Origin of the sequence: Streptomyces sp. BoleA5, from assembly GCF_000373665.1 — a bacterium.
Lineage (GTDB): Bacteria > Actinomycetota > Actinomycetes > Streptomycetales > Streptomycetaceae > Actinacidiphila.
This window is the reverse complement of sequence record NZ_KB892113.1, coordinates 395,466-403,297: the sequence shown is the minus strand read 5'-3', so window position 1 is coordinate 403,297 and position 7,832 is coordinate 395,466. Positions and strand designations below refer to the sequence as shown.

Here is a 7,832-nt window from a genome sequence, read left to right as displayed (position 1 = left end):
GGCTGGGCGGTAGGCATGGCCTACGGCACCTGGGTCGCCTACGGCGTGGCCAGCCCCGCCCAGAAGCACTTCGGCGGCTCCTCCGACACCATCCCGGTCATCGGCCAGATCGGCTACATCGGCCTGACCGCCTTCGTGCTCAACGTCGTGGTCACCGTGGTCCTCACCNTCGTCCTGCGGGCCCTCAAGGCCCCCGAGGGCGTGGACGAGACCACCCAGGCCGACTTCACGGCCGACGCCGGCGACCCGGGCGTGCAGAAGGACCTGCCGGTGGGCGCCGGTCACTGACCGCCGCACCGGCCACGATCACGGGCCGCCGCCCTGGGACGGGGCGGCGGCCCGTCGTCATGCGGTACGAGCCGGCTCCGGGCAGCGGAAGGTGCGCCGGTACGCCTGGGGGGTGGTGCCCACCCAGCGGGCGAAGTGGTGGCGCAGGGTCGCCGCGTTGCCGAACCCGGCGCGCGCGGCGACGGCGTCCACCGTCTCGTCGGTGCCCTCCAGCAGCTCCCGGGCCAGCAGCACCCGCTGGCCCAGCAGCCAGCGGTAGGGCGTCGTGCCGGTCTCCTGCTGGAAGCGGCGCGCGAAGGTGCGCGGCGACATGTGCGCCCGCGCGGCCAGCTCGTCGACGGTGACCTCGCGGTCCAGATGGCGCTCCATCCACGCCAGGACCTCCCCCACGGTGTCGCAGCGCGTACGCGGCAGCGGCCGGTCGACGTACTGCGTCTGGCCGCCCTCCCGGTGCGGGGGCACCACCATGCGCCGGGCTATGGCGTTGGCCACGTCGCTGCCCTGCTCCCTGCGGACCAGGTGCAGGCAGGCGTCGATCCCGGCGGCGGTGCCGGCCGAGGTGATCACCGGGTCCTCGTCCACGTACAGCACGTCGGGCTCGACCCGTACGTGGGGGTGACGCCGCGCCAGCTCCTGCGCGTGCCGCCAGTGGACGGCGCAGCGGCGGCCGTCCAGCAGGCCGGCGGCGGCCAGCACGAAGACGCCCGAGCAGACGCTGAGCACCCGGGCCCCGCGCCCGACGGCGCGGTTGAGCGCCTCCAGCAGCTCCGGTGGGTACTCCCGGTGCACATAGGAGTCGCCCGCGGGAACCGCGATCAGGTCGGCCTCCTCCAGCCGCTCCAGTCCGTGCCGGGTGCCGATGGTGAACCCGGCGGGGGAGGTCAGCGTGGGGCCCTCCGCGGAGGCCACGGCGAAGTCGTACGCCGGCAGGCCGTCATCCGACCTGTCGATTCCGAAGACCTCGCAGACCACGCCGAGTTCGAAGGGATGGACGCCGTCGAGCAGGACGACGGCCACGTTCTGCAGCATGGCTCCAGGATGGCAGAGCGGCCGCCCGGATGTGGCAGGATTTCGATGTGGTACGTCAGTCCTGCCACTCCCGGCGGGGCCCCGCGAGGAGCACAGTCGAAGGCATGGAAACCTTCCTCGCCACCGTCACCGCACTGGTCTTCTTCCTCGCCCTGGCCCTCGCCGCGCTGACCGGGCGCGTCCACGACTCCCGCGACGGCCATGACTGGCACCGCTGAACCCCTCGCTCTGTAACCGCACCGACACAACATCTGGTGGTGTCACGGGCGGGCGCCACTAGATGTATGCTCAACTCCGCTGTCGCCGCAGGGGAAGCCGGTGGGAATCCGGGACTGCCCCGCAACGGTGTGCGGGCGCCTGAAGGCGTGCCCGCGAGTCCGAGTACCTGCCGACGGCACCGTCCGGCGCGCCGTCCGGACGGTGAAGTGTCCGGGCCTCGCGGGTTGGGCCGGCGGACGCGCCGCGGCATGCCCTGGCCTGCCCCACGTGCGCCCCGCCGCTCCTCCGCGTCGCCGCCGTACGAGGGAGAGAGCTCACGTGACCATCGCGCCCGCCGCACCCGCCACCGCATCGGACCCCGCCTCAACCGGAGCCGAACTGCTGCGCGTTCTGACGGAACTGACCGCAGACCTCACCGACACCGACCCCGGCCGGGTCGCCGCCGCCGCGCTGCGCGGCCGCAGCGCCACGGCGGACGAGGCGGAACTGCGGGCGCTGGCCACCGAGGCCGCCGCCGGACTGATCGCGGAGGACCCGCAGTACTCGCGGCTCGCCGCGCGTCTGCTCACCCTGGCCATCGCCGACGAGGCCGCGGGCGAGGGCGCGGTCTCGTTCTCCGCGTCCATCGCGGTGGGCCACCGCGAGGGCCTGATCGCCGACGGCACCGCGGCCTTCGTCGCCGAGCACGCCGGGCGGCTGGACGCGCTGGTCGACGCCGCGCTCGCCGACGGCGCCGACGACCGCTTCGGCTACTTCGGCCTGCGCACCCTGCACAGCCGCTACCTGCTGCGCCACCCGATCACCCGCCAGGTCATCGAGACCCCGCAGCACTTCATGCTGCGCGTCGCCTCCGGCCTGGCCGAGGACGGCACCAGCCGCTCGGTGGACGAGGTCGCGGCGCTCTACGGCCTGATGAGCCGGCTGGACTACCTGCCCAGCTCCCCCACCCTCTTCAACTCCGGCACCCGGCACCCGCAGATGTCCTCCTGCTATCTGCTGGACTCGCCGCTCGACGAGCTGGACTCCATCTACGACCGCTACCACCAGGTGGCCCGGCTGTCGAAGCACGCCGGCGGCATCGGCCTGTCCTACTCCCGCATCCGCTCGCGCGGCTCGCTGATCCGCGGCACCAACGGCCACTCCAACGGCATCGTCCCGTTCCTGCGCACCCTCGACGCCTCCGTCGCCGCCGTGAACCAGGGCGGCCGCCGCAAGGGCGCGGCCTGCGTCTACCTGGAGACCTGGCACGCGGACATCGAGGAGTTCCTGGAGCTGCGGGACAACACCGGCGAGGAGGCGCGCCGCACCCACAACCTCAACCTGGCGCACTGGATCCCGGACGAGTTCATGCGCCGCGTGGACACCGACGGCACCTGGTCGCTGTTCTCCCCCGCCGACGTGCCCGAACTGGTCGACCTGTGGGGCGAGGAGTTCGACGCCGCCTACCGCAAGGCCGAGGCCGCGGGCCTGGCCCGCAAGACCCTCCCGGCGCGCGAGCTGTACGGCCGCATGATGCGCACCCTGGCGCAGACCGGCAACGGCTGGATGACCTTCAAGGACGCCTCCAACCGCACCGCCAACCAGACCGCCGAGCCCGGCCGCGTGATCCACTCCTCCAACCTCTGCACGGAGATCCTGGAGGTCACGGACGACGGCGAGACCGCGGTCTGCAACCTCGGCTCGGTCAACCTGGGCTCCTTCGTGGGCGAGGACGGCTCCATCGACTGGGAGCGGCTGGACGCCACCGTCCGCACCGCCGTGACCTTCCTCGACCGCGTGGTGGACATCAACTTCTACCCGACCCGCGAGGCGGCCTCCTCCAACGAGCGCTGGCGCCCGGTGGGCCTGGGCGCGATGGGCCTGCAGGACGTCTTCTTCAAGCTGCGGCTGCCCTTCGACTCCACCGAGGCCAAGGCGCTGTCCACGAAGATCGCCGAGCGCATCATGCTCGCCGCGTACGAGGCCTCCTGCGACCTGGCCGAGCGCCACGGCCCGCACCCCGCCTGGTCGCAGACCCGCGCCGCCCGCGGCGTCCTGCACCCCGACCACTACGACACCGCGGAGAACTGGCCCGAGCGCTGGGAGGCGCTGCGCGCCCGCGTCGCCGCCACCGGCATGCGCAACTCGCTGCTGCTGGCCATCGCCCCGACCGCCACGATCGCCTCGATCGCCGGTGTGTACGAGTGCATCGAGCCGCAGGTCTCCAACCTCTTCAAGCGCGAGACCCTCAGCGGTGAGTTCCTGCAGGTCAACTCGTACCTCGTGGCCGACCTGAAGAAGCTCGGCGTCTGGGACGCGCAGACCCGTGACGCGCTGCGCGAGTCCAACGGCTCCGTCGAGGGCTTCAACTGGATCCCCGCGGAGGTCCGCGAGCTGTACCGCACGGCCTGGGAGCTTCCGCAGCGCGCCCTGATCGACATGGCGGCGGCCCGCACCCCGTACCTCGACCAGAGCCAGTCGCTCAACCTCTTCATGGCCTCACCCACCATCGGCAAGCTCAGCTCGATGTACGCGTACGCCTGGAAGCAGGGCCTGAAGACGACGTACTACCTGCGCTCCCGGCCGGCCACGCGCATCGCGCAGTCCGCCCGCGCGGCCGCCCCCATCCCGCTCCAGCAGACGACGCCCGACGCCGACGCGATCGCCTGCTCCCTTGAGAACCCCGAGTCCTGCGAGGCCTGCCAGTAATGAGCTCCACCAAGAACCTGCTCGACCCGGGCTTCGAGCTGACCCTGCGTCCGATGCGATACCCGGACTTCTACGAGCGCTACCGCGACGCCATCAAGAACACCTGGACCGTGGAGGAGGTCGACCTCCACTCCGACGTCGCCGACCTCGCCAAGCTCTCCCCCGGCGAACAGCACATGATCGGCCGGCTGGTGGCCTTCTTCGCCACCGGCGACTCGATCGTGGCCAACAACCTCGTGCTGACGCTGTACAAGCACATCAACTCCCCCGAGGCGCGGCTGTACCTGTCGCGGCAGCTCTTCGAGGAGGCCGTGCACGTCCAGTTCTACCTGACGCTGCTCGACACCTACCTGCCCGATCCCGAGGAGCGCACCGCCGCGTTCGCGGCCGTGGAGAACATCCCGTCCATCCGCGAGAAGGCGCAGTTCTGCTTCCGCTGGATGGACTCGGTGGAGTCCATCGACCGCCTGGAGACCAGGGAGGACCGCCGCCGCTTCCTCCTCAACCTGATCTGCTTCGCGGCCTGCATCGAGGGCCTGTTCTTCTACGGCGCCTTCGCCTACGTCTACTGGTTCCGCTCGCGCGGCCTGCTGCACGGGCTCGCCACCGGCACCAACTGGGTGTTCCGCGACGAGTCGATGCACATGGACTTCGCGTTCCACGTGGTCGACACGGTCCGCGCGGAGGAGCCCGACCTCTTCGACGAGGAGATGGTCAAGCAGGTCACCGCGATGCTGGAGGAGGCCGTCGAGGCGGAGCTCCAGTTCGCCCGCGACCTGTGCGGCGACGGCCTGCCCGGCATGAACACCGACTCCATGCGCGAGTACCTGCAGTGCGTCGCCGACCAGCGCCTGGTCCGCCTCGGCCTGCCGGTCCGCTACGGCTCGGAGAACCCGTTCTCCTTCATGGAGCTGCAGAACGTCCAGGAGCTGACCAACTTCTTCGAGCGCCGCGCCTCCGCGTACCAGGTGGCGGTCGAGGGCACGGTCTCCTTCGACGACGACTTCTGATCCGCGCCCGTCGCGTTGGACGAGCGGGGCCCGGCCGGATCGGCCGGGCCCCGCTCGCGGTCACTTCAAGGCGACCGCGTCGGCGGCCGAGGCAACCTGGGCCGTCGTGGTCGTGCCCGGGAAGAACCAGCGCCAGCTGCCCGCCGCGGTGGCGGTCACCTTGGTGCTCAGGCCACCGGTGCTGCTCGTGGTGGCCGTCTTGACGGTGCTCCACTTCGTGGAACCCGCCTTCTTGAACTGCAGCTTCACGGGCTGTCCGGCGTAACCCCAGTACTTCAGGCTCTGCCAGCTCGCCCGGGTCAGCTTGCCCTTGACGGTGAGCGTGCCGCCCTTGGCGACCGGCTCCGGCCCCGCGTCGGTGGTGAGCACCGAGGCGCGCTTCACCTTGAAGCGGGCGATGTCGTCGCTGATCCAGTAGTCACGGTCGTTCGCGTGCACCGTGGCATCCACCCGCCAGACGCCCGCGACCTGGTTGGCGTTCCAGTCCGGGTCGCCCACCACCGACGAACGGATCGACGTCGGGTCGATCACCAACGTGGCCGTGCACACCGACGTGGTGGCGCTCTTCTTCACGCAGCGGGTGTCGAACGCGTCGCTGGGGCCCCACCCGTTCGCCGTGTTGAGAGCACCCACCCGCGAGACCTTCTTGACCCCCGAGTCGTCCCTGATCGTCATGACGATCGGGAACGCGATGGTCTTCTTGGTCCCCACGATCACATTGGTGCCGTGGTCCACCACCGTCTTGATGACGCGGATGTCCCCCCGCCCCTCCGCGTGCGCGGCCGGAGCCGTCAGGACCACCATCGCCGCAGCGCCCGCCGCGGCGGCCGTCAGCGCTCTGTGTCGCATGTCCCTCCCCTGTTCGTCCCCGGCGCGATCATGCCGGGGGCGAACAGGTTAGCGGTAGAGGTCGATCAGTCGTTCGGAACCGTCTCGTACTTCGGGGCGGACTCCGCCATCTGCTTCATCGCGTCCTTGCGGTCGCGCTTGGAGAGCCGGTCGATGTAGAGGTAGCCGTTCAGGTGGTCGGTCTCGTGCTGCAGGCAGCGCGCGAAGAAGCCCGTGCCCTCGACGACGACGTCGTTGCCGTGCATGTCCTGGCCCCGGCAGACCGCGTAGTCGGGGCGCGGCAGTTCGGCGTAGGCGCCCGGCACGGACAGGCAGCCCTCGTTGCCGTCGTCCAGCACGCGGCGCTCGGCCGGGAGGTCGTCGACGACGGGGTTGACCACGTGCCCGACGTGGCGGACGCCGTCGTCGTCCGGGCAGTCGTACACGAAGACCCGCAGGGGAACGCCGATCTGGTTGGCGGCGAGGCCGACGCCCTCGGCGGCGCGCTGGCTGGCGAACATGTCGTCGATCAGCGCGGCCAGCTCGTCGTCGAAGGACGTGACCGTCTTGCACGGGTGGTGCAGCACCGGGTTGCCGACGACCGTGATCGGGCGGGCCGTGCCGCGCTCGCGGTGGGCGGCCTCGCGCTCCTCCGCGTCCGTCACGTCGTCGGTGAATGCGGTCTGCTCGGTATCCTGCTGCGACATGGTCCGTCGTACGCCTTCCTGGGGCCTTCTCCAAAGCTCAATAGCCCATCAAGGGTACGTGCCCGCGGAGGTGTCAGCAGACCTCTTCGAGATCGCGCCAGTCCCGGGTGTCCGGGCTGTCGGCCACCCAGCTGTCCAGCAGGCCCCGCACCAGCCCCACGGGGGCGGCGATGCCGCACTCCCGCTCGGGGGCCCACAGGGCCCCGGGGGTGCGGTGGCTGAGGTGGCCCGGGTGTCCGGGTTCGCCCTGGTCGTGCGGGTCGCGAGAGCCGTCGGAGCCGTCGTCGGTCGGCATCCGGCTCTCGGAGCAGGTACGGCACAGCAGCCGGACGGAGGACGACCAGTCCTCGGCGGCGTAGCCCGCGTCGGCGGCGAGTTGCTCCAGGGCGTCGCGGTCCGACTCGGTCGCCGCCTCCAGCAGGACGAGCCAGGTCGGTACGGGCGAGGGCGCCCACAGCTCGATCTCGTCGAAGACGGGGTACGTGGCTCCGTCGGCGGTGCGCCGCTCGCCGTGCGGGACGCCGTCGTGGAGCACGACCTCGCCCCAGCGGCGGCCGGAGGACGGCAGCGGGATGCTCAGCACCTCGATGCGGGCAGGGTCGATGCGGCGGCCCCAGACCACCTCGGCCTCGCCCTCCGGGGAGAGCCGCACCGCGGAGCTGCCCAGCGCCATCTCGACGGCGCCGGACCCGGCGGCGTCGGGGCGCAGCCCGTACGCCTGCCAGGCGCGGCGGGCGAGCGGCCAGTCCTGCAGGGCGGTGGCGGCGATGCCGACGTTCCACCAGTCGGGGGCGCCGGGCGCGCGGTCCAGCAGGGCGACGGCCCGCAGGCCGGTGGTGCGGGCCTGCTCCCAGTCGTGCCGGAACTTGTGCAGCAGCGCGAGGTTGTACCAGGACTCCGAACGCCAGGGCTCGAGGTCGGCCGCACGGATGAGCAGCGCGCCGGCGTCCTCGTACCGCCCGTCGCTGATCAACGTGAACGCCCGGTCGGTCGCCTGCCGCCACGTGGCGGAGGGCCGGTGCCGTGCCCTGCCGAAGATCCTCAAGGTGTCCCGCCTGCCGTT

Annotated in this window: 6 protein-coding genes, 1 pseudogene and 1 riboswitch; of the genes and pseudogenes, 3 read left to right on the top strand and 4 right to left on the bottom strand. The window is 71.5% G+C overall.

The window, feature by feature from the left end; genetic code table 11:
* Positions 1 to 288, top strand: a pseudogene (locus tag B085_RS0126155) (sodium:solute symporter); the annotation flags it as partial.
* A gap of 57 nt (positions 289 to 345) precedes the next feature.
* Here the strand turns inward: B085_RS0126155 and B085_RS0126150 are convergent.
* The gene (locus B085_RS0126150; RefSeq protein ID WP_018561567.1) at positions 346 to 1,317 is read right to left on the bottom strand and encodes a GlxA family transcriptional regulator; all 972 of its coding nucleotides are present in this window, start codon (positions 1,315 to 1,317) and stop codon (positions 346 to 348) included.
* Positions 1,318 to 1,626: 309 nt separating this feature from the next.
* Positions 1,627 to 1,703: riboswitch (cobalamin riboswitch) on the top strand.
* A gap of 151 nt (positions 1,704 to 1,854) precedes the next feature.
* Here B085_RS0126150 and B085_RS0126140 point away from each other — a divergent pair.
* On the top strand, positions 1,855 to 4,224 hold the full coding sequence (locus B085_RS0126140; RefSeq protein WP_018561565.1) for a ribonucleoside-diphosphate reductase subunit alpha: 2,370 nt from the start codon (positions 1,855 to 1,857) through the stop codon (positions 4,222 to 4,224).
* Positions 4,224 to 5,234 (top strand): ribonucleotide-diphosphate reductase subunit beta, encoded by a 1,011-nt coding sequence (locus tag B085_RS0126135; RefSeq protein WP_018561564.1) that lies wholly within the window; start codon positions 4,224 to 4,226, stop codon positions 5,232 to 5,234. Before B085_RS0126140 ends, B085_RS0126135 begins: the two co-directional genes overlap by 1 nt.
* 60 nt (positions 5,235 to 5,294) lie before the next feature.
* On the opposite strand, the gene B085_RS0126130 is transcribed toward B085_RS0126135, so the two are convergent.
* The 3 genes from B085_RS0126130 to B085_RS0126120 all read right to left on the bottom strand — a co-directional run bounded on the left by B085_RS0126130 (position 5,295) and on the right by B085_RS0126120 (position 7,814).
* Entirely contained in the window at positions 5,295 to 6,083 is a 789-nt protein-coding gene (locus B085_RS0126130) for a hypothetical protein (RefSeq protein ID WP_026251454.1), read from the bottom strand.
* Positions 6,084 to 6,148: 65 nt separating this feature from the next.
* The gene (gene def / locus B085_RS0126125; RefSeq protein ID WP_018561562.1) at positions 6,149 to 6,769 is read right to left on the bottom strand and encodes a peptide deformylase; all 621 of its coding nucleotides are present in this window, start codon (positions 6,767 to 6,769) and stop codon (positions 6,149 to 6,151) included.
* Between the two features lie 73 nt (positions 6,770 to 6,842).
* On the bottom strand, positions 6,843 to 7,814 hold the full coding sequence (locus B085_RS0126120) for a tetratricopeptide repeat protein (RefSeq protein ID WP_018561561.1): 972 nt from the start codon (positions 7,812 to 7,814) through the stop codon (positions 6,843 to 6,845).
* Between the last annotated feature and the right edge of the window lie 18 nt (positions 7,815 to 7,832).

Excerpts from the sequence above, each read along its gene's own strand:
- B085_RS0126135 (WP_018561564.1), top strand. The coding sequence starts at position 4,224 with ATGAGCTCCACCAAGAACCTGCTCGACCCGGGCTTCGAGCTGACCCTG.
- B085_RS0126130 (WP_026251454.1), bottom strand. The coding sequence starts at position 6,083 with ATGCGACACAGAGCGCTGACGGCCGCCGCGGCGGGCGCTGCGGCGATG.
- def (WP_018561562.1), bottom strand. The coding sequence starts at position 6,769 with ATGTCGCAGCAGGATACCGAGCAGACCGCATTCACCGACGACGTGACG.
- B085_RS0126150 (WP_018561567.1), bottom strand. The coding sequence starts at position 1,317 with ATGCTGCAGAACGTGGCCGTCGTCCTGCTCGACGGCGTCCATCCCTTC.